The following is a 24,450-nucleotide window of genomic DNA, read 5'->3' on the forward strand; positions in this document are numbered from 1 at the left end:
TCACGGGGCTGCAACCAAAGTCAGCGATGCTTCTCGGGATAATTCGAAAAGGAGTAAGGACATGTTCCGTAAAACAGCCTGGCTAGCCATCCCGGTTTTTGCACTCGTCGGGTGCAACAGTGATAACGACAATTCCAGCGGTTCGGATAGCGCCGCTTTCACCATGAACATCCTTCATATCAATGACCATCACTCGAACGTGGAAGAAGGATCACAGGCCCTGACCATTGCCGGCCAGGAGACAGAGTTTACCGCTGGCGGCTTCCCGAGGGTTTCTGCCAAAATTGCGGAACGCGAAGCCGAACTGGACAACGTTCTCAAGCTGCATGCCGGGGACGCCATCACCGGCACCCTGTATTTCACTTCGTTCGAGGGCGAGGCAGATGCTGAACTGATGAACCAGGTATGTTTCGATGCCTTCGCCCTGGGCAATCACGAATTCGACCGTGGCGACGAAGGACTCAAAAAGTTCCTGGACCTGCTGGACAGTGGCAGCTGTAACACACCTGTTCTGGCGGCCAACGTAAAGCCCCAGGTCGGTACACCGCTGGCTCCGTTTGCTGAGGGAGATTACATCCAGCCCTACACGATCAAGGAGATGGGCGGTGAACAGGTTGGTATCATCGGCATCGACATTGCCAACAAAACCCGCAACAGCTCCAGCCCTGCCGACACCACCGAGTTTCTCGACGAAACCGAAACCGCCCAGGCCATGATTGATGAACTGGAGGCCGCTGGCGTCAACAAGATCATTCTCCTGACTCATTACCAGTTCAGCAATGATCTGGTTCTGGCAGAAAACCTGACCGGCGTCGATGTCATCATTGGCGGCGACTCGCACACCCTGCTGGGTGATTTCGCCGATTATGGCCTGACTGCCGGTGGCCCCTACCCGACCGAGCGCACCAACGCCGATGGCGACAGAGTCTGTGTCGCCCAGGCCTGGCAATATTCGCGAGTGGTGGGCGAGTTGAGCGTGACCTGGAACGCAGATGGCACCGTTGAGTCCTGCTCCGGTACGCCCCACCTGCTTCTGGGTGACACCATCGTTCGGGAAGATGCCAACGGTGACGAATACACTCCGGAAGGAACAGAGGCCCAGGCCATTCTTGATGCCATTGCCGCAGATCCTCAGCTGAGCATCGTCGAGCCGGATGCCACGGCTTCACAGATCCTGGCCTATTACACAAACCAACTGGACACCTTCCGCAACCAGGTGGTCGGCACAGCTACCGAAGACTTGTGTCTCGAACGCATCCCGGGCCAGGGCCGAAGCAACCTGCCCAGCTGCGAAGGCACCACCGATGATCGCGGTGGCGACATTGCCAACCTGGTGGCGCAGGCATTCCTTTTCCTCAGCAAGAATGCGGACGTTTCAATCCAGAACGCAGGTGGAGTGCGCACCGATATTGCCGCCGGAAATATCACTATCGGCGACGCCTACACGCTCCTTCCCTTCGCCAACACCCTGGTTGACCTGACCATGACGGGTGAGGAAATTCGACAGGTACTCAACGAGGCGGTGGATTTTGCCCATGCCCCGGACGGATCGACAGGCGCGTATCCCTATGCGGCAGGCCTGCGGTGGGACGTAGATATGACCCGTGCAAGTGGTGAGCGTCTGTTCAATATTGAGGTGAAATCCCGAGACGAAACCCAGTGGCGCCCGCTGGATGACACTGAAAGCTTGAACGTTGTGACCAACAGCTTTACCGCTGGGGGCCGCGATGGCTACATCACCTTCGGAACGGTTTCTGACGACGGTCGTGCAGTTGACACCTTCCTCGACTACGCCCAGTCGTTCGTGGACTACGTTGCCGAGCAGGGCACCCTCAGCAAGCCAGCGATTGGGGAATACTCAACCCAGTCCTACATTGCTCCTGCAAACTGATCTTCACCCGACCACAAAGAAAATCCGGCGATCAGCGCCGGATTTTCTTTTCCTCATTTACCCGCTAATCTTGAAACACCCGCCATCCGGCGCCATCGTTGCACTCTCGTGAAATCACTTCTCCAACGGGAGCTCCATGCCTGACTGTCCTGATTACTCTTTGCTCGAACTGGCCTCCGTCCGCGAAGGCGACTCGGTAGGAACTACGCTTGCCAACAGCGTGGCCTATGCCCAACGGGCTGAACGCCTTGGCTTCAAGCGATTCTGGCTGGCCGAGCACCACAACATGGAAGGTATCAGCAGCTCCGCCACGTCAGTCCTGATCGGGCATATTGCGGGAAAAACAGAAACCATCCGGGTCGGTTCCGGCGGTGTCATGCTCCCGAACCACCCGCCGTTGGTCATCGCCGAGCAGTTCGGAACGCTTGAGAGCCTGTATCCCGGACGGATTGATCTTGGGCTGGGCCGGGCCCCCGGTACGGACCCGGTAACCGCGAGGGCCTTGCGGCGCGACGGCCTGGGCGCGGAACAGTTTCCGGAGGATGTCGCCCGGCTGCAGTCCCTGCTCGGGCCCCTGCAGCCGGGGCAGCCCGTGAAGGCCATACCCGGCGCCGGCACCAACGTGCCACTCTGGCTGCTGGGTTCAAGTCTTTACAGCGCCCAGCTTGCCGCGATGCGAGGCCTGCCTTACGCCTTTGCCGGGCATTTCGCGCCCCGACTTTATCGGGAAGCCCTGAGAGTCTATCGCGACAATTTCCAGCCTTCTGAACAGCTCAAAAAACCCTATGCCATGCTCGCTCTGCCAGCCGTTCCCGCCGACTCGGTACAGGAAGCCGAGCATCTGGCCACAACCAGTTATCAGCGGATTCTCGCGCTGTTCCGGGGCCAGCCGCTCTGGATGAAGCCGCCCGTGAACACCATGGACGGACTCTGGAACGCTGGCGAAAAAGCCAGCGTGAAAGATTTTCTCGGACTCCAGCTGCTTGGGAATGCTGAGGCTATCCAGCAACAGCTTGAGCAGATTCTGTCCGGCATTGAGGTTGATGAACTGATGTTTACCGTGGACATCTACGATCCCGGGAAACGCAGGCATGCCCTCGATATCCTTGCACAAACCAGAAAGGCCGGGCAGGCAGTCTCTTAAAGCACAGATTCCACCGCATCGATCAGCTCGGGATCCTGAGGGCGAACCCGGCTTGGGAATGACTCCACTACCGTGCCAGATCGATCAATCACGTACTTGGTGAAATTCCAGCGCGGCGGCTGGCTCTGTTCGTTGATGGCCCGAAACACCGGGTTTGCCTCGGGTCCAGTGACCGCACCCGGGGCAATCATGGTGAAGGTCACCCCGAAATTCTTGAAACAGACGGTGGCCGCTTCGGCTTCCGAGTCTGCCTCCTGCCGGAAGTCGTCGCTGGCAAAGCCGACCACAACCAGGTCCTGCTCCGAATATTGTTTATGCAGAGCCTCTAGGCCCTCAAACTGGCCCGTGTAACCGCAGCGGCTGGCGGTATTGACCACCAGCAAGGGCTTGCCGGCAGCCAGGTCGCAGAGATTTACGGTATCAGTGGAGTGCAATTTGCGCTGGTCATGATCAAGAAACGCCGGGCAACTGTCTGCAAGCGCCACAGGCGCACCCATCAGGCCTACAACCAATGCCGGAATCATCAGACTCTGTTTCAGCTTTTTCATGGATCCGCTTTCCCTGTTCAGTCTACTTTATTCAATACGCCCCGACCGGATCGTTGGCTCAGCCAACAGGGTGGACAGGACCAGTTCGGCTGCTCATCATCCGGAGGAAACAGCATTCAGCGCAGGAGCCCGTTACATCATGACCGACATCCCGATCCACGTCTTTCTTTCCCACGGCCTGGAAAGCGGACCTGGCAGCACCAAGATCCAGGCCATGAAAGCTGAGGCCGAAACCTTCCCGAACATCAAGGCCCACGCGATCGACCACCGCAGCAGCAAGGATCCTGCTACCCGTTTGGCGCAAATGCGCGAGGCCATGGCGCAATGCGGCGCCGATCCTGCACACAGCATTCTGGCCGGCTCCAGCATGGGCGGTTGGGTGTGCGCCCAGACCTGCTCGGAAACTCCGGTTCTGGGCTGTTTTATTCTGGCGCCAGCCCTCGCCATGGCCCGGTATCCTCAGTCCAACCCCGTTATCCAGGCCCGCCACTGCCAGATCATCCATGGTTGGGATGATGACGTGGTACCGGTCGCCCCCGTGCTGGATCTGGCGCGCGATCAGGGCCTTCCGATTCTGGTTCTTCCCGATGGCCACCGGTTGGAAAACAGTCTTGATCGGGTCGTCAGCGAGTTCCGCGAATTCCTTCAAACCTGCCTTTCAGATATGAATCAACCGTGATTTCATGAACTTGCGAAACCGCGAAATCCAGCTTCGCTGAAATGATTGTTTTGGCCATTTTCTTGCGAAAACCACTTTGTTTTGCCAGTCTTTATTAATGTAACAATACATTTCGGTAAAAAAACGAACGGAGAAAACCCGATGAGCAGCATGAGCAAGTTCAAAAAACTGGCCGGAATTTCAGCGTTCGCGTTCGCTGCGATGACCATGGCGAACTCTGTCAACGCCGCTAACTGGCGCTATGCACACGAGGAATACGAAGGCGACGTCCAGGATGTATTCGCATACAAGTTCAAGGAATACATCGAGGAAAATTCCGACCACACCCTGCAGGTCTATCGCTTCGGCGAGCTGGGTGAGTCCGACGACATCATGGAACAGACCCAGGCGGGCATCCTCAACTTCGTTAACCAGTCTCCCGGCTTTACCGGTTCCCTGATTCCCGAAGCCCAGATCTTCTTTATCCCCTACCTGATGCCGACCGACATGGACACGGTTATCGAGTTCTTCCGGGAAAGTGAAGCCATTAACGAGGACTTCCCCAAGCTCTACGCGGAAAAAGGCCTCGAGCTCCTGAAGATGTACCCGGAAGGGGAAATGGTTGTGACCGTGGACGAGAAGGTCACCAAGCCAGAGGACTTCAACAACAAGAAGATCCGGGTCATGACCAACCCGCTTCTGTCCGAGACCTACTCTGCCTTTGGCGCTACACCGACCCCGCTGCCTTGGGGTGAAGTGTACGGCGCTCTGCAGACCAATATGATCCAGGGTCAGGAAAACCCCATTTTCTGGATCGAGTCCGGCGGTCTGTACGAAGTGTCTCCGAACCTCGTCTTTACCAAGCACGGCTGGTTCACCACCGCCATGATGGCCAACCAGGATTTCTACGAAGGCCTGTCTGACGAAGACAAGAAGCTGGTGCAGGACGCCGCCGACTTCGCCTTTGAAGAAATCATCGTGCACATCGATGGTCTTGCCGACGAGGCCCTGGCCAAGATCCAGAAGGCCAGCGATGAGGTCACCGTTACCCGCCTGACCGACGAACAGATCGAAGCCTTCAAGGCCCGCGCGCCGCAGGTGGAAGAGAAGTTCATCGAAATGACTGGCGAGAGCGGTAAGGAACTGCTGAACCAGTTCAAGGAAGACCTGAAAGAAGTTCAGAACAACTGAACCTGAAGGGACCATTCCCGCCGGCCAATGCCGGCGGGAAGCTGTACTAACCCCGCCCCGCCGGGGACTTCCTACCGGCCGGGAGCGACATTCTCTGGAGCAAACCCCATGTCCGAGAATTCCCCGGATCTTGAAGACGATACCGGCATCTACGAGTCCGGCCTGCCCGGATTTCTGGGAACCATCGATGAAATAATTGCCAAGGTCGAGGCATTCATGCTGGCCGTTGGCGTCATCCTGATGGCAATCAATACCTGTGTGAATGTTATTGCGCGGTATGTTTTCGGCGAAGGCCTTTTCTTCTCCGGTGAAATCAACCGGATTCTCATTATCCTGATCACCTTTGCCGGCATCGGCTATGCGGCGCGCCATGGCAGGCACATCCGGATGTCTGCAATTTACGACGCCATTCCGGTCAAGGGGCGAAAAGTGCTGATGATCATCATCGCCCTCTTCACCTCGGTGGTCATGTTCTTCCTCTGCTATCACTCGTTCGAATATATCCAGACCCTGTACAGCCGAGGCCGCATTCTGCCTGCCTTGGGTTTCGAAATCTGGTGGATATATATCTGGGTGCCGATCGGCTTTGCCATTACGGGAATTCAATACTTCCTCACGGCCATCAAGAACTTCACCAGTAAGGACGTGTACCTTTCTACCGGGGTTGTAGACGGTTACGCGGATACCGAATCGGAAGTATGAACCCTGCAGCTGACATTAAGGAAGGATAAGAAATCATGGCAACTATAATGATGTTGATCATGATCGGGTTGTTGCTGCTGGGCTTCCCGATGATGATTCCACTGATCACCGGCGCCGTGGTCGGCTTTGTGATGATGTTTGATGGCTTCGGCCAAATGGGTACCTTCGTCCAGCAGATGATGGGTGGTATCCGGCCCGCCTCTCTCATTGCCGTCCCCATGTTTATTCTCGCCGCGGACATCATGACCCGCGGTCAATCCGCTGACCGCTTGATCAACATGGTCATGGCGTTCATCGGCCACGTGAAAGGCGGTCTGGCGATAAGTACCGCCACCTCCTGCACCCTTTTCGGTGCCGTATCAGGTTCTACCCAGGCAACGGTAGTGGCTGTTGGCTCGCCCCTGCGGCCAAAACTCCTCAAAGCCGGCTACTCGGATTCGTTTTCGCTCGCACTGATTATCAACTCCAGCGACATTGCCTTTTTGATACCCCCGAGCATCGGTTTCATTATCTACGGGGTTATCTCCGAGACGTCCATTGCGGAACTGTTCATTGCGGGTATCGGGCCGGGCATCATGATTCTGCTGATGTTCTCGATCTATTGCCTGATCTATGCTCGCGTCAACGACCTCCCAACCGAGGAGAAGGCGACCTGGGGTCAGCGAGCGGTAGCCATGCGTGAGGCTCTGTGGCCCCTGTTCTTCCCGGTCATTATCGTCGGCGGAATATACGGGGGTATCTTCAGCCCGACAGAAGCGGCGGCCGTCTGCGTGCTCTACGCCTTCCTGCTTGAATTCGTGGTGTTCCGGTCACTCAAACTTGCCGACATATATCGTATCGCCAAGTCCACCGGTTTGATCACTGCGGTCGTATTTATTCTCGTCGCCGTGGGCACCGGCTTCTCCTGGATTATTTCCTTTGCCCAGATTCCCCAGGCTATCCTGGACGCAGTCGGAATCAGCGACATGGGCCCGATCGGCGTGATGATTACCATCTGTATCGCTTTCTTTATTGCCTGCATGTTCGTTGACCCGATCGTGGTAATTCTTGTTCTGACGCCAATTTTTGCACCAGCCATAGAAGCCTCGGGCATCGACCCGGTACTGGTCGGCGTTCTCATTACACTGCAGGTAGCCATCGGCTCGGCAACTCCGCCGTTCGGCTGCGACATCTTTACCGCCATCGCGATATTCAAGCGCCCCTATCTTGAGGTTATTCGCGGCACGCCGCCGTTCGTAATCATGCTGATAGCCGCTGCCGGGCTATTGATTGCGTTCCCACAAATTGCGTTGTTCCTGCGCGACGTGGCCTTCAGGTGATCTGACCACCCTGAAGGGTGAATACAAAGGAGAGCGACATGTTCAAACGGATTCTGGTGGCAGTAGACGGCTCGATGACCTCCTTCGATGCTCTGACCAAGGCCATAGAGTTGCAAAAACTGACCGACGCAGAGATTTACCTCCTCTGCGTTTACAAGCACCACAGCCTGTTCGAGGCGTCACTGTCGATAGGCCGCCCGGATGACATGGATATTCCGGACAAGGTGTTATCGGAATACGCCAAAGAGGTGGTCAATCATGCCAAGGAACTGGCCAAGGAACGCGGCGCCACTCACGTGAGGGGCTTCGTAAAGGCTGGCAGGCCCTCAAGAGTTATCATCGATTTTGCCAAAGACAAGGGCGCAGACCTGATTGTCGTGGGCACCAAGGGAACTCACAGCGACAAGGATGGCATGTTCCTTGGGAGTGTTTCCCACCGGGTGGCTTCCAATGCCAAATGCCCGGTTCTGGTGGTGTAACCGTCTAACCAGAGACTTCAACCCGATTACGGCCGGCTTCCTTGGCGCGATAGAGCGCCTTGTCGGCCAGGGTCAGAATTTGTAACGGTTTCTCACCGTTGTCGGGCCAGTTGGCAACACCCACCGAAACCGTGAGCATCCCAAGATCCCGTTCCCGATGGATAATTGGCACAGCCCGGACTGCTTCACACAGCTGGTTCGCTTTGTCCCTGGCGTCGTCCGATGTTGCTCCGGGCATGACCACCACAAACTCCTCACCGCCATATCGGCAAACAATGTCACTCTCCCGGAACTGCTTCTGCAGAATGCCAGCGACTATCTTCAGGGCGTCGTCTCCGGCTTCGTGGCCGTGGGTATCGTTGAACCGCTTGAAGTGATCTATATCGACAATCAGCAGGGATAGCGGCAGGTCGTTGCGCTGTGCGACAGCGCTTTCATGCTCGAAAAGCTGATCGAAGTAGCGACGATTTTTCAGACCGGTGAGACCATCCTCGTAGGAAAATTTCTGCAACTCTTCCCGCAGGGCAATACTGGAGAGGGTGATACTGATTCTCTGAATCGCCTGATCCAGCGCCGCAAGCAGACGGGCCGAACCATACTCGCTCTCTGCCTTACCGAAAACGCCATCTCCCTCCAGCAGAAGAATGCCTTCGGTTACGTTGCCCGCACTGGCCGACTCCACATTCACCCAGAAGCAAAGTGTGGCATTCTCAGTTTCTCTATCGCCCCCTTCAGCCCCCTGCCACTGTCTGAGTTGCGGCAACCTGGAGGGTTCCGGGAGGCCTTTGCGGGCGTCCAGCAGCACTGGCAACGGGACCGGGCGGCTGAAACCCCAAACAGCGACCCGATCATACCGGTCGCCTGAGCCCCTTTGATAGAAGGCACCTTTGAGTGGGCTGCAGATATCCGGGAGCGCCCGGACAAGCAGCGCGAACGCCTGCTTCAGGCCCAGACAGTCCTGTAGTTCGGTAATCACGTCGCCCAGAATCCGGTTTTTCTCGTTTTCAAAGGTCAGCATCCGGACCCGCGCCTGCTCACGCCGGGCCAGGGCCTCCGCCTTGGCGGTACGTTCGGCTACCTTTTCTTCCAGTGACACGTTCAGCCGCTTGAGGGCCTCCTGGGTTCCCGCGTAGTGCCATAGTGAAATAACAACCACAGCCAGAGAAAACAGGAGCATCCCCCAACTGACCGGAACCCGGCCCCAGGGAAGCACGCCATGAGCCACCGCCATATCCACAATCAGCAGCACACAGAAAAAGCCGAATGCCAGCAGCAGAACCTGTTGCTCCCGCAGCATCCGACGGATACGACGCAACACCACGGCAAAAATGATAACCAGAGAGGCAAGAAACAGGGCATCAAATGGCGGGAAAGTCGACGAGAGGTCAAACACTCCTGCCAGAGCTCCGAGCAGCGCACCCGTAAGGTATACAAGATGGACTTTCCAGATCAGGTTGATCACCCAGGGGCGATGATTGGTCAGCCATTGCTCGAGCAGCAGTGCCAAGGCCACCGGCAGCATGTAATAGGAACCGGCGGCCAGGTAATCCCACATCAACGGCTGGTAGGCAATCAGCAGACTGGCCTGGCTTTCCGAGACCAGCATCAGGGCGGAAGCCAGTGTGAACAGCGAGATAGTCGCAAAGGTTTTCTTTTCTGCCTGCAGTAACGCAAAAATGATCGCCAGCAGCGCAATCAGGGTGGCGAAGCCTGCAATCACCAGGGCTTCCAGGGAATTCTTGAGGATGTACAACACCAGATCCGGATGGTCCATGATGGAGACTTCACCCCACAGACCGATATCCGTGTAGTTGGAGAAGATCCGGAAATACACCGGCTTGCCTTCATAGTTCTCGGGAAGAACGATTTCATGCCAGGGCCAGCCCTCAAACCGGCCCCTACCCTGGGCATCAAACTCCCCATATTGGTAGATTTTTTCACCCTCGACCCAGACCTGAACGATCAGATCGACACTGAAGATGTAGAGGACGGGCTCCTGCCACTCGCCGGTTGGCAGGGTTACCCGGAACCAGACGTTTTCACGTCCTTCACGGCCGGGGGGATTGGAGGGGAAACCAATGCTTTGCCATTTTCCAGGTGCATCCTGCAACACCCACTCCGGAATACCGTCTTCGGTGAAAGGTGAGTCACCCCAGCGGTATTCCCAACCCTGGGTTACCGGCTGCGATGCTGCATGGGCCAAAGCGGGCATCAAGAGGGCCAGAAGCAGCGCGGTAATCAGGCGTAGCAGGCTAATCGATGGCATCAGGAAGGCAAACCTGCGTTTTGTAACGATCAGACCAGATTATAGCCCAGTCCCTGCGAAATCCAGAGGGCTGATGTCATTGCGGCTGTACCACCCATTCCGGGTCCTCAAACTCTCCAATGGGTTTGATGTCCACAAACGGCGCAGCACTGCGAATGATAGCGGCCACCTCAGGGTTATGCTGCCCTTCCATGGCATCCCGCTGTTCCTTGCTTTCCCAGGAGGCGATGGCAATCAGGGTGTTGGGGTCGCCAATCTTGCGGTGCAGTTCAGTGCCCCGGGCCCCGGGCGCCTGCTGGATAATTTCGCTCGCTCTCACCCAGGCATCCGCGTATTCCTCGGCAGTATGGCCTTCCCGGATATGCACTTCGAAAATAAACTTCATGAGACCTCCCGGCGACTGCCAGTTCAATCCGGTCGCGCATCCCGCGATTGCGGCGAACACCGTTAACGCGAGGAGCGGCCCATCACCAGCAACGCCAATAGCGCAGAGCCCACCATCAGCAACAGTGCCACCGCATTGAGCACAGGCGTCGACCCTTCCCGGAGGCGATTGAACAGGGCCACCGTCAGCGGTGTATCACTACCTGTCAGCATAACGGTGGTATTGAAGTTTTCAAATGACATCAGGAACGCCATGGCGGCCGCTCCGAAAATAGACGGCAAGAGCCAGGGCAGAGTCACGGTGAACCAGGCCACCAGTGGCGTGGCGCCCAGATTCAGGGCGGCTTCTTCCAGCTGGGGATCAAACTTGCGCAGGCGGGCCGCGATCACCAAAGTGCTCAGAGTCGCGATGAAGGTCACCTGCCCCATTACCACCAGAGTCATTCCGGGACGGAACAGATCCAGCTCGATTCCCCAGGCTGCCGAGATATCATTGGCCATGCCGCTGTAGAACACCAGTATGGACACCCCCAGAATGACACCGGGAATCACCAACGGCAGCAGCATGAGCAGGTACAGGAATTCCTTGCCCCGGAACTGCACCCGTTCAAACAACACGGCATTAACACACCCCAGGGCAACACTCACCAGAGTCACCCAGAAAGCGATCTTGGCACTGACCCAGAGCGCCGTAAGCAGGCCATCGTCGTGGAAGAGTCCGGTACGGCCCTCGCTGCCATCTGCGAAATACCAGTCCAGGGTGAAGCCTTTCCATGGCAGTGACGGGAAAGGCGCGTCGTTGAAAGCAAACACGGCCGTGACCAGCAGCGGCAAGGCCAGGTAAACGAAAAATGCCACCAGGTACGCCAGATAGAGGCTATCGAACAGACGGGACCGGGGTACGGAACGGATCATGGCTTCACCCCCACCTTCACCCCATCACCTTGCGCAACGACTGACCGGAGATTTTCAGCCCGAGCCAGACGATGACCGACGACAGTACCAGCAGCAGAACACCGAGTGCCGCGCCCTGTTCCCAGTTAAAACGGGTAATGAACTGGGTGAAGATCTGCTCGGTAAACCAGGCACTGTCCTTCCCGCCCATGAGCACCGGCGTCAGATAGCTGCCAAGAGTGAGCATGAACACCACGATGCAGCCGGAAACGATACCGGGCATGGCCCAGGGCACAACGATTTCGCGCAGCACGGTACCATGGCCGCCACCCAGGTCGTAGCCGGCTTCCACCAGGTTCTCATCCATGCCATCGAGGGTTGTCACCAGTGGCACCACCATGAACAGAAGGCCGTTGTAGACCAGGCCGATGATGACCGCGACGTCGTTGTAGAGCATTTCCACCGGCCCATCCACCCAGCCCAGTGCCTGTAGCCAGGAACTGAACAGACCGCTTTCACGCAACAGAATCATCCAGCCGTAAGTACGTACCAACTCACTGGCCCAGAACGGAATCAGGCAGGCCAGAAACAGAATTCCTTTGGAGCGGCCCCTGGCAAGACGGGCAATGTACCAGGCAATGGGGAAGGCGATGATCAGCGTCAGAAAGGTGGTGAACAGCGACATCACCCCGGTGCGTACAAACGTCCGCCAATAATAGGACTCGGTAAAGAAATTCTGGTATTGCTCAATGCCCCAGGCAATGGTGTCCCAGCTTTCCCGGACCTGGAACGATACCCGGAGCATTTGAAGGTGGGGCAAGAGCACCAGCAATACGATCCAGAGCAGGAACGGAGTGAGCAGCAACCAGAGGGATAAGCGACTGACCGATGACCTCACAGACTGTCGGCTCCAAAGACCCTGGCCAGGGCCGGATTCCAGGCCAGACGGATTGAACTGTCGGCAGACAGCCTGGGTGCCGAGCCATCCTGAGGCAAGCGGGCGTATACCGGTTGCCCACAGTTCTCTGCCTCGACCCGGCTGTTGGCGCCATCGAACAGGGTGGTGCGTACGTTCGCCTGCATCGATGAGAAGCCGGCACTGAGCGCATCCCCAGAAAGCAGCAGGGATTCAGGCCGGATATACAGTTCGGCCCGATGGCCGGTTCGAAGGTTGTCCGATGCCACCCTGCCCTGAACCAGCACACCATCATCCAGACGGATTTCGGCCAGATCATCCCGCACGGACACCAGCTCTCCGGACAGGCGATTGTTATCGCCGACGAACCCGGCGACGAACGGCGTGGCCGGTTCCCGGTAAAGCTCCTCCGGTGGCGCCACCTGATCAAACCGGCCGTCCCGCATGACAGCCACCTGATCCGACATCACCATGGCTTCCGACTGGTCGTGGGTGATATACACGAAGGTGGTTCCGAACTGTTTCTGGAGGTGTTTGAGCTCAACCTTCATCTGCTCACGGAGTTTCAGGTCGAGGGCGCCGAGGGGTTCGTCCAGCAGCAGTAGCGTGGGCTCCAGTACCAGGCAGCGTGCCAGGGCCACCCGCTGTCGCTGTCCGCCGGAAAGCTCCTGTGGGTTACGGTGCTCAAGATCTGGCAGGCCGACCTGCTCCAGCACCCGGGCAATGCGCTTACGGCGCTCTGCCAGCGGCATTCTCCGGCGCTTCAGCCCATACCCGATGTTGTCACCGACCGTCATGGTGGGGAACAGGGCCAGATGCTGGAACACCATGTTCACAGGTCGACGGTTCGGTGGCACATCGTTCATGCGCTGGCCACGGATGTGGATATCACCTTCATCCGGCTTGTCGAACCCGGCCAGGAGTCGCAACAGGGTGGTTTTGCCGCAACCGGAGGGGCCAAGAATGGAGAAAAACGTGCCCGCGGGCACGTCCAGGGACACGTGGTCCACCGCAGCATTGCTGCCAAAACGGCGGACCAGTCCCTCACAGAACAGGTCCGAATCCATTCCCATGGGGATCAGTTCGCGGCCTGGACGCGGTCCAACACCTGACCTTCCATGGTTTCCAGCCCCGGGGGAACCGGCGGATACCATTTGATATTGTTGATGGCGGCTTCGTCGAAGCTTGCGCGGTAGGCGTCCCGGAGATCGGCCTTCACAAACTCATCGGCACCTTTTGAGGCGGTAAAGTTGCCCGAGGCGTTGGTAATACGGGCGGCGATTTCCGGCTGCATCACGAAATTGATCCACTTGTAAGCGGCTTCTTCGTTTTCGCTGCGACGGGGAATCGCAAAGGTATCGATCCAGCCCAGGGCACCGGATTCGGGGGCAACAAACCGGATGTCCGGGTTCTCGGCGTTCAGCTTCCAGCCGCCGGCATCCCAGGCCATGGCCGCTTTCACTTCACCGGTACGCAGCAGGGCCAGCAACTGATCGCCACCGGTCCAGTAGGTTTTCACGTTGCTCTTGCAGTCAATCAGCTTGTCCTGGACCTTCGCCATGATCGACTCGTATTGGTCCCGGTCATCGTAGGCAGCGAACGGGTCCATCCCCATGGCAAAGGCGAAACCGATCAAGGTCGGTCGCTTGAGCCGGTAGCTGACCTGGCCCTCAGCGCCGGAATCACACAGGTCGGTGTAATCGGTCACGATATCGGCCACAGAGCTGTGCACGATCAGACCGCTGGTTCCCCACACAGAAGGCACACCATAGAACTTGCCATCCAGTTCAGTGGAATCCTGGGTCGCCTTGACCATGGACGGCTGCAACTGATCCGTGTTTACGCGACTGAAATCGATGGGCTTATAGATATTGAACTGGCGCTGAACGCCGACAATGCGGTCCTGGCTGGGTTGGGCCAGATCAAACCCCGCCCCGCCCGTGGCGCGGAGCTTGGAAATCATGTCTTCATTGTTGGAGAGGGTCACCTTCACATCGATGCCAGTCTCCTCCTCAAACTGGGCGACCACATCATCCGGGGCGTAGCCACCCCAGGTAATCAGGCGCAGCTCTTCGGCCAGGGTACTGCCGGAAAAGCCTGCAGTGGCAAGGGCTGCAGACAGCAAAAAAGCACGGTTCCGAGTCGAACGAGAGGGCATGATCATAACGTGTCCTTACTGATGGCAATTCCAGAAGTTTGCTAACCATTTGTTATCAGGAAGTTATAGACCATGTATTGCAGTTTTGTGAAACCTGATGCAAAAAAACGGAGGCCGAAGCCTCCGTTTTCTGTAGTGCCATGCAGTATCGACGAACTTAACGCCCGGACTTCAACATTTCCCAGTACTTGGCATAGACCTGCAGGGCGTCGTCGCCAATGTCGGTCTGGAACTCGGCATTGATCATGTCAGTCGCGTTCGGATAGCTTGCCCGGTTGTTGGCGACTTCGTCCGGCAGCAGGTCCCGCGCCGCCAGATTTGGCGTGGCATAACCGATTTCCTCGCTGATCAGCGCGGAAATTTCAGGCTGCAGTACAAAACTGATGAACTGATGGGCGGCTTCAGGATTCTTGGCGTTCTTCGGAATCACGAAGCTGTCCAGCCAGGCAATGATGCCCTCTTCCGGATAGACGTACTCCAAAGACTCCATGGTGTCCTTGCCCATCACGGCTTCGCCGTTCCAGATCATGCCAACATCGGTCTCGCCTTCCAGGTACGGCATGCGGGGCGCATCGGAGTTGAAGGTTCGAACCGAGGGTATCAGCTCGGAGAGCTTTTCATAGGCCGCCTCGATTTCATCCGGATTGGTGCTGTTGCCGGAGTACCCCAGTACCCGCAAGCCAACGTGGAAAACTTCCCGCATGTCGTTGGTGAGCATCACCCTGCCATCGAAACGATCTTGCCACAGGTCTTCCCAGGCGGTGACCGGCTCGCCTTCGATGTCTGCGGTGTCCACTGCCAGGCCCGTGGTACCCCAAAGATAAGGCACGGAGAATTTGTTCTCCGGATCGATATCGAGGTTCACCAGCTCGGGATCCAGATTGTCAAAGCCCTCGATCTTGCTGCGATCAATCGGCAACAACAGGTCTTCCTGGCGCATCTTGCTGACGTAGTAGGTCGACGGCACCGCCAGGTCATAGGCTGCGCTATCATCCAGCAGTTTCAGACGGGCATACATGGCCTCATTACTGTCGTAGGTGGTATAGACCACCGGAATGCCGGTTTCCTCGGTGAAGCGGTCAAGCACTTCCTGAGGCATGTATTCGGACCAGTTATAGAGGTTGAGAACCTGGGGCTCCTCGGAACTGCACCCCGTCAATCCCACTGCCAGCATGCCGGCCAGTGCCAGTTTCTTCATCGTTTGCTCCTTATCAGAATCCATTGAGACAACATCAGCATAACCAGTGAAAACACCAGCAACAGTGTGCCCAGGGCATTCACCTCGGGTTTCAGGCCCACGCGCACCATGGAGTAGATGCGCAGGGGCAGAATTTCATAGCTCGGGCCACTCACAAAGGTGCTGACCACCACATCATCGAGAGACAGTGTAAACCCTAGCAGCCAGCCTGCCAGTAACGCCGGCATGATCACCGGGATCAGCACGGTGCGGGTCATCGTAAAATCAGAAGCGCCGAGATCCCGGGCCGCCTCGGGCAGGCTCTCGTCGAAACCACTCAACCGGGCCATGACCGTGATCACCACAAACGGCAGGCAGAAGGTGACGTGAGCCAGCAGCAGGGAAACGTAACCCAGCTGCAGCCCTACCAGCAGGAACAGGGCCAGCAGAGAAATAGCCAGGACAATCTCCGGCGACATCATCACCACAAACAGCATGCCATTGAGCAGCTTCTTGCCCCGGAACCGATACCGATGCAGGGCCAGGGCTGTCAGGGCGCCGATCACCGTGGACACCGTGGCCGCAGACAGCGCCAGCCAGAGGGAATTCCACATGGCATTGACCATGGCCCGGTTATTGAAAAGCGCCTCGTACCAGCGCAGGCTGAGCCCGCCCCAGGCGTAGCCGGTGCGGGATTCATTGAACGAGAACACCACCAGCACCACGATGGGCACATAGAGCAGGATGTAGACCAGGGTCAGATAGGTGCGGGGCAGCCATCGTGTCATCAGGCACCCTCCTCGCCAATTCGCCGTTTACTCAGGCGATGGGCGAACATGAGGAACGCCATGGTCACGGTAAGCACGATGCTGGCCGCAGCCCCGAAGGGCCAGTTACGGGCATCGAGAAACTGATTCTTGATCACATTACCCACCAGCAAATTGCGGGAACCGCCAAGAATATCCGGAACAAAGAAAAGCCCCATGGCCGGCAGCAAGACCAGCATCACGCCGGCCAGAATCCCCGGCAGGGTGAGCGGGACAATTACATGGATAAAGGTGGACAGCCGACCCGCGCCCAGATCGTGGGAAGCCAGCAGCAGTTCCTGCTTCAGATCCTCGAACACCGAATACAGCGGCAGGATCATGAACGGCAGCAGCAGATACACCAGACCAATGATCACCGCGCCCTCGGTATAGAGCAGCTGCAGGGGCTCATCGATCAGCCCGATCGACATCAGGGCGCTGTTCAGCAAACCGTTGGTGGCCAGGATCAGCTTCAGGGCGTAGGTGCGCACCAGGGAATTGGTCCAGAAGGGCACGATCAGCAGGAAAATCAGTATCAGCTGACGCTGTTTGCCCACCTTGGACAACGCCCAGGCAAACGGATAGCCAATCAGCAGACACACCAGGGTGGTCATCGCCGCCATGTACAGGGAGTGCAGGAAAACCTCCAGATACAGCGGATCAAATAGCTGGCGATAGGCATCCAGATTCAGGGGCAGAGACAGGAACGAGACCGGGTCCCGGGTCATGACACTGGCACCGACCACCAACAGGTTCGGTGCCAATACCAGAAACAGGAGCCAGCCCCACACCAGAATCAGAACGGCAGTCTTGAACGGCTGCTGCATAACCCTATGCATCGGCCGACACGCCCTCTTCGGGTAATGCTTCGCCGGTTTCCCCGGGCAACAACCATTCCCAGCCGTCCACCCAACTGACCTTGACCGGTTCGCCCAGACGGTAATCGAAGGCCGGATCGTCCTCATCAAAAAACTCACTGGCCAGAACTTCGGTACCGTCTGCGAGATGGATCACCGAATCCAGTGTGCTGCCCTTGTAGTTACGTTCGACAATCTTGCCCGCCACGCCCTGCTCGTCAGCGGGGTCCAGCACTCTGATATCTTCAGGGCGAAGAAGCACGTTCAGGGGCTGGCCTTCGCGCACCACAAAGTCGGGGCGGCGCAGGGTTCGCTTGAGGCCAAAGACATCCACCGTAATGGAACCGTCGTGGACCGTTTCGACGGTGCCGGGGAAAAAATTGGTCTCGCCAACAAATCGGGCGGTAAACAGGTTGGCCGGTCGCTCGTAGACCTCCCGGGGCGTTCCAAGCTGCTGAACCAGGCCATCCTTGAGTACCACCACCCGATCCGACATCGACAGGGCCTCTTCCTGATCGTGGGTCACAAAGACAAAGGTGATGCCGAGCTCCCGCTGCAGTCGCTTCAGCTCAACCTGCATGGTGCGGCGTAGTTTGTAGTCCAGGGCCGAGAGCGGTTCATCCAGCAGTAGCAGCCGCGGCCGTTTGACCACCGCCCGGGCGATGGCAACCCGCTGCTGCTGACCGCCGGACAGCTGATGGGGCTTACGACGGGCGAAATCCTGCAACTGGACCATGGCCAGCGCTTCATCGACACGCAGGCGTATCTCGTCCTTCGGGCGCTTTTCCATTTTCAGGCCGTAGGCCACATTGTCGAACACCGACATATGGGGGAAGAGCGCATAATGCTGGAATACGGTATTGAGCGGACGGTTTTCCGGGGCGGTGTAGGTGAGATCCTCTCCCGCCAGGGTGATGGTGCCCTCGTCAGGATGTTCGAAACCGGCCATCAGGCGCAGCAGGGTGGTTTTGCCGCAACCGGAAGGCCCCAACAGGGTAATGAACTCGCCGTCGTAGATCTCAAGATCCAGACCGTCGAGCACCGTTTTGCCACCGAATTGCTTGGAAAGATTGCTCAGGGATAGCAGTGTCTGTTTCATCGGCGCTGCCCAAAGAATGAGCGGCCTATTTTTCCAGAAACCAACACAAACAAAAAGGGGCGTCAGGGTATTTCAGCCCCGATGCCCCTTTGTCTGGCAGCGCCTTCAAGCCTTCGACAGGCTGGAACGCATCGTCAGAATTCAGTCTTCGGCCACGCTGTTCAGGTAGGCCTTGTCTGAAATGTTGGTCCACTGACGAACCTGCTTGAGGTAGTCACGCTGGGACTCGATGATTTCCTTCGCGAGCGGATCCTTCTCAGCGGCCTCGGCCAGCAGCCGGTTAGTGGTGCTGCGTAGTGCATCAATGACTTCCGGCGGGAACACCTTGTGGGTGACGTCCGGGTAGTCTTCCTTCATGCGATCCCAGGCTACGCCGCTTTGATGGGTGCTCTGGATGTACATGTCATAAGCGGCAGTGCGCATGGCGACCCGCAGAATCTCCTGAAGATCCTTTGGCAGCTCTTCCCAGGTCTTCTTGTTGATCAGGAACTGAACTTCTGCACCTGGCTCCTGCCAGCCCGAATAGTAGTACTTGGCGATCTGGTGGAAACCCATCTGGAAATCCAGGGCAGGACCGACCCATTCAACGGCATCCACGGTGCCACGCTCGAGTGCGGTGTAAAGCTCACCCGGCGGCAGGTTGGTCACGGCAACGCCCAGCTCGGACATGACTTCGCCGGCAAAACCGGGGGTGCGCATCTTCAGGCCCTGAAGATCCTCAAGGGAGTTGATCTCCTTGCGGAACCAGCCACCCATCTGGTTACCGGTATTGCCACCCGGGAAAGAGAGCATGCCGTAGGGCTCATACACTTTCTGCATCAGCTCCATGCCCTCGCCATGGTAGAACCAGGCGTACATTTCAGGCGCGATCAGCCCGAACGGGATGGTGGTGAAGTACATGGCATTAGGGATGGTGCCCTTGTAGTAATAGGAGGCGGTGTGCCCCATGTCGTACTGTCCGTTGCGCACCAGATCAAAGATCCCGAAAGGTGCCTTGTGCTTGTTGGACGGATCTATGCGAATCTGCAACCGGCCATCCGACATGGTTTCCGCCATGTCTGCCATATGCTGAACAGTCTCTCCCAGTACCGGAGAGTTGGGCCCCCAGGTTTGCGCAAGGCGCAAGGTGAAGTTTTCCTCGGCCACCGCGGACACGCTGAACACAGTAGCCGCAGCGGCCACGGCCGCAAGCAGTGTTTTCCGGATTGTCATTGTGTTGGCTTCCATTATTGTTGGTATGAAAACAGGTATTTCTGTCGCGAAACCATCATAGCTTTCTCATGGTGTTCCGCCAATCGGCAGAACACCATGAATCAGTATCAGACCTTGAACTGACCGACCAGATCCCGAAGGCTTTCACCCAGACGCGCCAGTTCGTGGCTGGCTTCGTTGGTCTGGGTTACACCGGTATCGCTGCGCTGGGCAGCATCAACGATCCGCACGACGTTCTGGTTGATCTCTTCGGCCACCTGGCTTTGTTGCTCTGAGGCTGTTGCGATCTGCGTCACCTGGTCGTGAATCTTGCCAACGGAGGTCTCGATGGTTCGCAGTGCACTGGTTGCGTGGTTGATCCTTTCGACGGTTTCCGTTGAGCGGTTGCGTGATTTGTTCATCCGCTCCACCGATGCCTTGGATTCAGTCACAAAGCCGTCAATCATGGTACGAATCTGATCGGCGGACTCGGCGCTGCGTTTCGCGAGCTGGCGCACTTCATCGGCAACCACCGAGAAACCACGCCCATGCTCGCCAGCCCGGGCGGCTTCGATCGCCGCATTAAGGGCCAGCAGGTTGGTCTGTTCGGTCACCGCATGAATGACATCAAGTACCTGCTGGATCTCATCGGATTTTTCCGCCAGAGCGTTGATGCTCTGGGCCGTATCCTCGATCTCCTCGGACAGCTTGTTCACCGCGCCCTGGGCACTGCTGATGGTTTCCCCACCCTCTCGGGCCATGCGGTCGGCGTCTGAGGCTGAACTTTCAACCTCGTTGGCATTGCCGGAAATCTGCTGGATGGTCGCAGCCATTTCATTAATCGCAGAGGCAATCTGGTCAGTCTCGGAGCCCTGTTCCTGAACCGAAGCCCTTGTTTCATTGGCAACCCGGCTCAATTCTTCGGCTGCGGACGCTACCTGATCTGTAGTCGCGCCAACCTCACGCATGGTGTCCTGGATTTTGATCACGAAGGCGTTAAAGCGCCGGCCCAGCTCGGCCAGTTCGTCATTGCCTTCGTCCGGCAGACGCTGGCGCAGATCTCCTTCACCGTCGGCGATTTCCTGCATCATGTTGCTGACGCTCTTCAACGGTCGGGTGACGCTACGACCAACGAAGATACCGATCACCAGGGCAATCACGACAACAACGACCGTCACCAACAGGATGAAGCCCAGGGTTTCAGCCATACCCGCCTCAATTTCTTCACGGGCGGCTGCCACCTGCCGGTCGATATCGGTTATGTACACACCAGCACCTATCATCCAGTCCCAGTCCGGGATGATGGTGGAGTAGGACATCTTGGGTTCTTCATTGCCAGAAGCCGGGTTCATCCAGTCATAGCCGTAAAAGCCGTTCTCCTCGGCCGCAGCAAAGAGATCCCCCACCAGTCGCTTCAGAGTCGGATTATTGGTTGGCCCTTCTTTGGAAGGGTCGGGGGCATAGGCGAGGTTGTAGACGTCACGGGTGTAGGCAAACACATAGTTGGTTTTATCGAAACGAATCGTACGCAAACGCGCTGCTGCCGCCTCCTTCGCTTCTTCCTCGCTCAACGAGGGATCGTTCTTGGCCTCCAGCACCACCGCTTTGGCTGCATCAACCAGGTTCTGGAGGCCAGCCTTGCGCGCTTCCAGGAGACTACTCTCCAGGCGTTTAAGTTCGGCTTCGCCGTTTGCCTGAATCTGATTGGCGGTGATCCAGGCAAGAGTTGCCGCCGTAATCAGTACAGGGATCATTACGGCCACAAGCAGGCGGCTTCGTATTTTTAACCGACTCAGAATATTCATCGTACCGGACTCCCAGGGAATAGCTGTTGATGCGGATTATCCACAGACCCACTCAGGTGATCTGTTCCAGTTTGTTAAGAGAGAGTTCAGCAAATGGCTCGTCGCCTCTGCCGCTCTATGGATAAACGGACCTTCCGCCAATGTTTTCAGATAAGTAGAGTAACGGCAGTAACGTAAATGTCTTGAGCAAGCGTTAGACTAAAGGACCACTACGAAGGTGGGCCAATGAAGCACCTGTTTCTGGTACGCCATGCCAAATCCAGTTGGGCCGATGAGTCTCTCTGCGACCGTGAGCGCCCCCTCAACGCCCGGGGTCAAAGCCAACTGGCGCCGCTGGGCAAAGCCCTGAAGGCTGTCGGCGCCTTCGAGGGCGAGGTTTACTGCAGTGACGCCACCCGAGCCCTGGCGACCCTTGAAGGCGCCTGGCCGGAAAGTCTCATGCCCGGACACTGGCACACCCGAAGTGAGCTTTACACATTCGACCACCGACGGCTGATAGCCTGGCTGGAAGAGCGGGGAGACGACTCCCGGGTTACGCTTGTAGGCCACAATCCCGCCTTGCTTGAACTGGCCCAGTGGATGCTGCAACAACCTCCGGAACAGCTGCCTACCGCCAGCTTCATCCACATCCGGCTTTCGATCAAGCACTGGCGCCAGCTTGATCGCGGCAAGGGCAAACTGGTGGCGCTGATGACACCACAGGATTACAGCTACGCCCACTTCGAACGAAAACTGAAAAAGAAAGCCAGAACCGCGGGGGACGATCCTGCAAGGGACATCCCCAAGGCCCTTCACCACCAACATGATCGGCTAAGGCAACTGGAGCGTGGAGTTATCCTCGGCCTGGATGACGAATTCCTGCACCAGTACCGGATCGCCATTCGCCGCAGCCGGGCCATTGCCGAGTCAGTGCAGGAAGTCACCTGTGACAAGGCATTGGCAAAGGCGGGTAAAACCCTGAAACGGCATGCCCGGGCAACAGGACCGTTACGTGATCTGCACGTGTTTCTCCAGGACCTGCCCGAACTGTGTGGCGACAACTCGGAAATCCGTGCAGCCCTGCAGATCTGGTTCGAACGGGAAGCCGCCAACCGCCACAAAAAACTGGTAAAACGCCTGCAGAGCAAGCGCTATCACGACAGCATGGAACATTGGCTGAATCTCATCGACTCCCGGAAGTTCCAGAAATTGGCCGGAACGCTGAGGGCAAAAGACATCCGAAAAGCAGTAGAACGTCGTATCAAGGAGTTCAACAAACTGACTGCCGAGTTGATGCATACCTCCCCGGACGAGGATATTCATCGGCTGCGCAAGCAACTTAAGCGAATCCGTTACCTGATGGAGCTGGACGCGAGGACCTGGAAGTCCGAGTTGAAAACGCTTAAGGCGCGGCAGCAACTTTACGGCCAATTTCAGGATCTGCATGTTCAGATCGAGCTGCTTGACCAGTTCCGCAAGGCGGCCCCGGAGGTTTTGCCCGCCGCTCTCAACGGCATCCTGGAAACCCTGGAAGAGCGCAAAGCGGGCACCCGGCAACAGATTCTGACCCTTGGAGGACTCAATGGAGCCCCGCTATGACACCTTGTTTTACGACGGACAATGCCCACTGTGCGCCAAAGAGATTCGCACCCTCCGCAAACTCCAGCGGGGCAACCTGATCTTCGCTGACATTCACGAACAGCACGACGGCAGCTCCAATCTGCCAGGCCATGAAGCCCTGCTCAAACGCCTGCACCTGATGACCTGGACAGGAGAGTGGGTCATTGGTCTGCCCGCAAACGTTCGCGCCTGGTCCCACACGCCCTTCGGTTTTCTGTTCAAGCCCCTGCTGTGGCCTGGAATCTATCAGATCGCCTCGCGTATCTACGGGAAATGGGCAGACAAGCGGTATGAGCGGAAGTACGCCTGTGCCATTGGCAACAAGGCGGCCTAACCGGTAAAACCAATGTTTTCCAGATTGGGTGGACGGTAGTCGGCATCGAGCCGCCAGCGCTCTGCCACAGAGGCGTGAATCGTTGTTTTTATGTTTTTCGGTTTCAGAGTTCGGACCAGCGGTTTCGAGAACCGGAAAATATGTCGGCGTGAGTTGTGCACCTTCGCCCGCGCACTTGGACTGATCCCCGCTGGCAGGTGCTCTTCCAGATCAAGCCCGGCATTCCTGGCTTGACCCACCATCCAGTCAAGGGCGATATCCGAGGCAAACAACCCTTGATCGTCCGCCGGGTAGCCGCCGCCAATATCACTGTGGGAGCCGGCAAACCACACCTGCTCAAGATCCAGTCCGTCCCGGGGCTCCCATAGCGTAGGCTCGAAATCTTCCCGACGCTCATCAATGGCCAGGGCATGGCGGGCTATGCGCACGTTGCTTCCCAGTTTGGTGTCGTAGAATTCATCCTTGCGATCAAACAGCCCCATCAGTGAAAAGGGCACACCCAGGGCACCAACCGTATCCCAGGCGCCCACGAACCGTATCTCCCGCGACTCATGGCTATGCGCTTTGCGGAATTCCACCGACCGGGCGCCCGAAGGCGCCCAGGCAGCACCGGTTTTTTTGTAGTGGTCGAAAGCCTGCTGTATCAGCCGGGCATCGGGCCGCTTGAGGATACCGCAGTTGTTGATCAGCCCGCACAGGGAACGCACGGTGTAGGCGCCACGGCTGAATCCGAACAGGTAAATGTCGGTGCCGGGCGTAAAATTCTGAACGATATAGCGGTAGGCATCCATGATGTTCTTGTGGATGCCCTGTCCGGTCACGCCACCAACCACCGCATTATGGTAGGAGCCGATACCCCAGTCATAAAACACGTGCTGGGGCCGGCCATCACTGGCTATCGGGCGAATGGCCCTGGCCATTCTCAGGACATTGGTGGGAACGTCTTTCTGCAGGTCTTCTTCAGGACGATTCCATGTGCCGTCGGCACAGACAACGAGGCGCTTCACCATGGCAGACTCCTTTGCCACAAAG

At 57.4% G+C, this 24,450-nt stretch carries 23 protein-coding genes; 9 read left to right on the plus strand and 14 right to left on the minus strand.

The features are described 5' to 3' along the window. Positions 1 to 61 precede the first annotated feature (61 nt). Positions 62 to 1,891, plus strand: a complete 1,830-nt coding sequence (gene nadN, locus A8B84_RS10445; RefSeq protein ID WP_064229137.1) for an NAD nucleotidase — start codon at positions 62 to 64, stop codon at positions 1,889 to 1,891. 136 nt (positions 1,892 to 2,027) lie between these two features. Next, complete coding sequence (locus tag A8B84_RS10450; protein ID WP_064229138.1) at positions 2,028 to 3,035, plus strand: LLM class flavin-dependent oxidoreductase; 1,008 nt, start codon at positions 2,028 to 2,030, stop codon at positions 3,033 to 3,035. Here A8B84_RS10450 and A8B84_RS10455 read toward each other — a convergent pair. After that, a complete protein-coding gene (locus tag A8B84_RS10455; protein WP_082905142.1) occupies positions 3,032 to 3,583 on the minus strand; it encodes a glutathione peroxidase in 552 nt (183 codons plus the stop codon). The two genes, A8B84_RS10450 and A8B84_RS10455, sit on opposite strands and share 4 nt — an antisense overlap. 139 nt (positions 3,584 to 3,722) lie before the next feature. Between A8B84_RS10455 and A8B84_RS10460 the strand changes: the two genes are divergently transcribed. From A8B84_RS10460 to A8B84_RS10480, 5 genes are all read left to right on the plus strand, one after another. Next, the gene (locus A8B84_RS10460) at positions 3,723 to 4,262 is read left to right on the plus strand and encodes a YqiA/YcfP family alpha/beta fold hydrolase (RefSeq protein ID WP_064230058.1); all 540 of its coding nucleotides are present in this window, start codon (positions 3,723 to 3,725) and stop codon (positions 4,260 to 4,262) included. A 141-nt stretch (positions 4,263 to 4,403) separates the two neighbouring features. Further along, entirely contained in the window at positions 4,404 to 5,432 is a 1,029-nt protein-coding gene (gene dctP / locus A8B84_RS10465; RefSeq protein WP_064229139.1) for a TRAP transporter substrate-binding protein DctP, read from the plus strand. Between the two features lie 108 nt (positions 5,433 to 5,540). Next, entirely contained in the window at positions 5,541 to 6,134 is a 594-nt protein-coding gene (locus A8B84_RS10470) for a TRAP transporter small permease (protein ID WP_064229140.1), read from the plus strand. A gap of 35 nt (positions 6,135 to 6,169) precedes the next feature. Further along, a complete protein-coding gene (locus A8B84_RS10475; protein ID WP_064229141.1) occupies positions 6,170 to 7,453 on the plus strand; it encodes a TRAP transporter large permease in 1,284 nt (427 codons plus the stop codon). Positions 7,454 to 7,491: 38 nt separating this feature from the next. Then, the gene (locus A8B84_RS10480) at positions 7,492 to 7,932 is read left to right on the plus strand and encodes a universal stress protein (RefSeq protein ID WP_064229142.1); all 441 of its coding nucleotides are present in this window, start codon (positions 7,492 to 7,494) and stop codon (positions 7,930 to 7,932) included. 4 nt (positions 7,933 to 7,936) lie between these two features. On the opposite strand, the gene A8B84_RS10485 is transcribed toward A8B84_RS10480, so the two are convergent. The 12 genes from A8B84_RS10485 to A8B84_RS10540 all read right to left on the minus strand — a co-directional run bounded on the left by A8B84_RS10485 (position 7,937) and on the right by A8B84_RS10540 (position 21,485). Then, complete coding sequence (locus A8B84_RS10485) at positions 7,937 to 10,198, minus strand: GGDEF domain-containing protein (RefSeq protein WP_064229143.1); 2,262 nt, start codon at positions 10,196 to 10,198, stop codon at positions 7,937 to 7,939. 76 nt (positions 10,199 to 10,274) lie between these two features. Beyond that, positions 10,275 to 10,583 carry an antibiotic biosynthesis monooxygenase family protein gene (locus tag A8B84_RS10490; RefSeq protein WP_064229144.1) on the minus strand — a complete coding sequence of 103 codons (309 nt, stop codon included), beginning with the start codon at positions 10,581 to 10,583 and terminating at the stop codon, positions 10,275 to 10,277. Between the two features lie 62 nt (positions 10,584 to 10,645). Then, the gene (locus A8B84_RS10495; RefSeq protein ID WP_064229145.1) at positions 10,646 to 11,497 is read right to left on the minus strand and encodes an ABC transporter permease; all 852 of its coding nucleotides are present in this window, start codon (positions 11,495 to 11,497) and stop codon (positions 10,646 to 10,648) included. A 16-nt stretch (positions 11,498 to 11,513) separates the two neighbouring features. Next, positions 11,514 to 12,374 (minus strand): ABC transporter permease, encoded by an 861-nt coding sequence (locus A8B84_RS10500; RefSeq protein ID WP_064229146.1) that lies wholly within the window; start codon positions 12,372 to 12,374, stop codon positions 11,514 to 11,516. Next, complete coding sequence (locus A8B84_RS10505; RefSeq protein WP_064229147.1) at positions 12,371 to 13,465, minus strand: ABC transporter ATP-binding protein; 1,095 nt, start codon at positions 13,463 to 13,465, stop codon at positions 12,371 to 12,373. Before A8B84_RS10505 ends, A8B84_RS10500 begins: the two co-directional genes overlap by 4 nt. 5 nt (positions 13,466 to 13,470) lie before the next feature. Continuing rightward, positions 13,471 to 14,550, minus strand: coding sequence for an extracellular solute-binding protein (locus A8B84_RS10510; protein ID WP_064230059.1), 1,080 nt, complete (start codon positions 14,548 to 14,550; stop codon positions 13,471 to 13,473). A 157-nt stretch (positions 14,551 to 14,707) separates the two neighbouring features. Beyond that, the gene (locus A8B84_RS10515; protein WP_064229148.1) at positions 14,708 to 15,748 is read right to left on the minus strand and encodes an extracellular solute-binding protein; all 1,041 of its coding nucleotides are present in this window, start codon (positions 15,746 to 15,748) and stop codon (positions 14,708 to 14,710) included. Next, entirely contained in the window at positions 15,745 to 16,515 is a 771-nt protein-coding gene (potC, locus tag A8B84_RS10520; protein ID WP_064229149.1) for a spermidine/putrescine ABC transporter permease PotC, read from the minus strand. The genes A8B84_RS10515 and potC overlap by 4 nt, the downstream gene beginning before the upstream one ends. Next, a complete protein-coding gene (potB, locus tag A8B84_RS10525) occupies positions 16,515 to 17,372 on the minus strand; it encodes a spermidine/putrescine ABC transporter permease PotB (RefSeq protein ID WP_064229150.1) in 858 nt (285 codons plus the stop codon). The genes potC and potB overlap by 1 nt, the downstream gene beginning before the upstream one ends. Then, positions 17,365 to 18,489 carry a spermidine/putrescine ABC transporter ATP-binding protein PotA gene (gene potA, locus A8B84_RS10530; RefSeq protein ID WP_064229151.1) on the minus strand — a complete coding sequence of 375 codons (1,125 nt, stop codon included), beginning with the start codon at positions 18,487 to 18,489 and terminating at the stop codon, positions 17,365 to 17,367. Before potA ends, potB begins: the two co-directional genes overlap by 8 nt. Positions 18,490 to 18,630: 141 nt before the next feature. Continuing rightward, on the minus strand, positions 18,631 to 19,701 hold the full coding sequence (locus A8B84_RS10535; RefSeq protein WP_201257888.1) for a TRAP transporter substrate-binding protein: 1,071 nt from the start codon (positions 19,699 to 19,701) through the stop codon (positions 18,631 to 18,633). Between the two features lie 107 nt (positions 19,702 to 19,808). Further along, positions 19,809 to 21,485, minus strand: a complete 1,677-nt coding sequence (locus A8B84_RS10540) for a methyl-accepting chemotaxis protein (protein ID WP_064229153.1) — start codon at positions 21,483 to 21,485, stop codon at positions 19,809 to 19,811. A gap of 225 nt (positions 21,486 to 21,710) precedes the next feature. Here A8B84_RS10540 and A8B84_RS10545 point away from each other — a divergent pair, with 225 nt between their 5' ends. Both A8B84_RS10545 and A8B84_RS10550 read left to right on the plus strand, forming a co-directional pair. Continuing rightward, entirely contained in the window at positions 21,711 to 23,063 is a 1,353-nt protein-coding gene (locus A8B84_RS10545; protein WP_064229154.1) for a CHAD domain-containing protein, read from the plus strand. Beyond that, on the plus strand, positions 23,047 to 23,418 hold the full coding sequence (locus A8B84_RS10550; protein ID WP_064229155.1) for a thiol-disulfide oxidoreductase DCC family protein: 372 nt from the start codon (positions 23,047 to 23,049) through the stop codon (positions 23,416 to 23,418). The genes A8B84_RS10545 and A8B84_RS10550 overlap by 17 nt, the downstream gene beginning before the upstream one ends. Here A8B84_RS10550 and A8B84_RS10555 read toward each other — a convergent pair. Next, on the minus strand, positions 23,415 to 24,428 hold the full coding sequence (locus tag A8B84_RS10555; RefSeq protein ID WP_064229156.1) for a DUF2235 domain-containing protein: 1,014 nt from the start codon (positions 24,426 to 24,428) through the stop codon (positions 23,415 to 23,417). The two genes, A8B84_RS10550 and A8B84_RS10555, sit on opposite strands and share 4 nt — an antisense overlap. Positions 24,429 to 24,450: the final 22 nt, after the last annotated feature.

It is taken from the genome of Marinobacter sp. EhC06, from assembly GCF_001650915.1.
In the GTDB taxonomy this organism is placed as follows: Bacteria; Pseudomonadota; Gammaproteobacteria; order Pseudomonadales; family Oleiphilaceae; genus Marinobacter.

Bases quoted from the DNA above. Each gene is read 5' to 3' on its own strand.
- A8B84_RS10485 (WP_064229143.1), bottom strand. From the start codon at position 10,198: ATGCCATCGATTAGCCTGCTACGCCTGATTACCGCGCTGCTTCTGGCC.
- A8B84_RS10545 (WP_064229154.1), top strand. From the start codon at position 21,711: ATGAAGCACCTGTTTCTGGTACGCCATGCCAAATCCAGTTGGGCCGAT.
- A8B84_RS10510 (WP_064230059.1), bottom strand. From the start codon at position 14,550: ATGCCCTCTCGTTCGACTCGGAACCGTGCTTTTTTGCTGTCTGCAGCC.
- A8B84_RS10455 (WP_082905142.1), bottom strand. From the start codon at position 3,583: ATGAAAAAGCTGAAACAGAGTCTGATGATTCCGGCATTGGTTGTAGGC.
- A8B84_RS10450 (WP_064229138.1), top strand. From the start codon at position 2,028: ATGCCTGACTGTCCTGATTACTCTTTGCTCGAACTGGCCTCCGTCCGC.
- A8B84_RS10475 (WP_064229141.1), top strand. From the start codon at position 6,170: ATGGCAACTATAATGATGTTGATCATGATCGGGTTGTTGCTGCTGGGC.
- A8B84_RS10490 (WP_064229144.1), bottom strand. From the start codon at position 10,583: ATGAAGTTTATTTTCGAAGTGCATATCCGGGAAGGCCATACTGCCGAG.
- A8B84_RS10550 (WP_064229155.1), top strand. From the start codon at position 23,047: ATGGAGCCCCGCTATGACACCTTGTTTTACGACGGACAATGCCCACTG.
- potB (WP_064229150.1), bottom strand. From the start codon at position 17,372: ATGCATAGGGTTATGCAGCAGCCGTTCAAGACTGCCGTTCTGATTCTG.
- A8B84_RS10515 (WP_064229148.1), bottom strand. From the start codon at position 15,748: ATGAAGAAACTGGCACTGGCCGGCATGCTGGCAGTGGGATTGACGGGG.
- A8B84_RS10540 (WP_064229153.1), bottom strand. From the start codon at position 21,485: ATGAATATTCTGAGTCGGTTAAAAATACGAAGCCGCCTGCTTGTGGCC.
- potC (WP_064229149.1), bottom strand. From the start codon at position 16,515: ATGACACGATGGCTGCCCCGCACCTATCTGACCCTGGTCTACATCCTG.
- A8B84_RS10555 (WP_064229156.1), bottom strand. From the start codon at position 24,428: ATGGTGAAGCGCCTCGTTGTCTGTGCCGACGGCACATGGAATCGTCCT.
- potA (WP_064229151.1), bottom strand. From the start codon at position 18,489: ATGAAACAGACACTGCTATCCCTGAGCAATCTTTCCAAGCAATTCGGT.
- A8B84_RS10505 (WP_064229147.1), bottom strand. From the start codon at position 13,465: ATGGGAATGGATTCGGACCTGTTCTGTGAGGGACTGGTCCGCCGTTTT.
- dctP (WP_064229139.1), top strand. From the start codon at position 4,404: ATGAGCAGCATGAGCAAGTTCAAAAAACTGGCCGGAATTTCAGCGTTC.
- A8B84_RS10460 (WP_064230058.1), top strand. From the start codon at position 3,723: ATGACCGACATCCCGATCCACGTCTTTCTTTCCCACGGCCTGGAAAGC.
- A8B84_RS10495 (WP_064229145.1), bottom strand. From the start codon at position 11,497: ATGATCCGTTCCGTACCCCGGTCCCGTCTGTTCGATAGCCTCTATCTG.
- A8B84_RS10480 (WP_064229142.1), top strand. From the start codon at position 7,492: ATGTTCAAACGGATTCTGGTGGCAGTAGACGGCTCGATGACCTCCTTC.
- nadN (WP_064229137.1), top strand. From the start codon at position 62: ATGTTCCGTAAAACAGCCTGGCTAGCCATCCCGGTTTTTGCACTCGTC.
- A8B84_RS10535 (WP_201257888.1), bottom strand. From the start codon at position 19,701: ATGACAATCCGGAAAACACTGCTTGCGGCCGTGGCCGCTGCGGCTACT.
- A8B84_RS10470 (WP_064229140.1), top strand. From the start codon at position 5,541: ATGTCCGAGAATTCCCCGGATCTTGAAGACGATACCGGCATCTACGAG.